The following is a 1179-nucleotide window of genomic DNA, read 5'->3' on the forward strand; positions in this document are numbered from 1 at the left end:
GTATTTGACACCGAATTACACGGATATGGYCTCCTATTTCCACAAAATGTATAGCGACGGCATTCTGGCCAAGGACTTCTCTGTCATTAAGCAAACCCAGGCTGAAGAGATCTTTACAACCGGACGAGCTGCTTCTTATGGAAGAAATACATGGCGGGATTACAACTTCGAACAAACGATCAAGAAAGTGCAGCCGCAAGCGAATGTCATTTCATTGCCACCAATGAAAGGTCCAGGAGGTTCTAGTGTTCAGCTGTCGGTCCCATTCTCGGGAGCCTTCTATATTTCGAAACAAGTTCCAGAGGAAAAAGCGAGACAAATTCTGGACTTTTTCGAGAGAACGACGACGCCGGAACAAACGGACTATAACTACTATGGTGTCGAGGGTGTCGACTATACGATGGTAGATGGCCAACAGCAACTCACCGAACTTGGTGTAAAACAAGTAACCGCTAACGGCACTGGCGCTATTTTTCCTCTTGCCTATAATAATAAAATGAAAGTTATTAATCCTGCCGCTCCCAAAGCATATAACGATGCCAAGGAAAAATCGGTGGCCATTTATGCAGAAGTAGGCAAGATTGATCCTTTTTCTATCATTAATTCGAATACGTGGACGTCTATTTGGCCGAAGTATCAATCGGAATGGCAGTCGATGGTCGTCAAAGCGATCGTAGGGCAGATTACAATGGATGAGTACAAAGCTTATATCGAGAAGTTAAATGCGAGCCCGGATTTTCAAACGGCTTATAAGGAATTCGCAGCAGATTATAAGGAAAAGTTTCCTAAGTAAGCTGTGTCGGGATGAGTTCCTTTCCGCTTGCTATTTGGGGCTCCACTCCCTATGCTTAACACACGAACAAGATGTGTGAATTAGTGAGTGACATGAAGATGGAGCTTAAGACAACAGGGAGGACTTATGGCTAACTGGAGCAGCATGTTTCTGCAAAATCTAGGCAAGAAGAGACGGATGAACACGAGAACGTATTTCTTCAAGCTCATTTGGCTTGGTTGTATTTCCGTATGTATACCGGTGATATTGGCTAGCATAGCGTATTATCAATTCTCTACCAACCGGATGCAGAAATACATACAGACGGAAAGTGATTCATCGCTGACCATTATGAAGGATCGAGCCGAAACGGTTTTACAGGAAATTGAGCAAGAGTCACTCCAATT

Annotated in this window: 2 protein-coding genes; both read left to right on the forward strand. The window is 43.8% G+C overall.

The window, feature by feature from the left end:
- On the forward strand, positions 1-793 hold a 793-nt coding region (locus AC1DUA_RS38455; protein ID WP_477504694.1), incomplete at its 5' end, for a type 2 periplasmic-binding domain-containing protein.
- A gap of 126 nt (positions 794-919) precedes the next feature.
- On the forward strand, positions 920-1179 hold a 260-nt coding region (locus tag AC1DUA_RS38460; protein ID WP_477504695.1), incomplete at its 3' end, for a hypothetical protein.

The sequence above is a fragment of the Paenibacillus sp. 01T422 genome, from assembly GCF_056398785.1.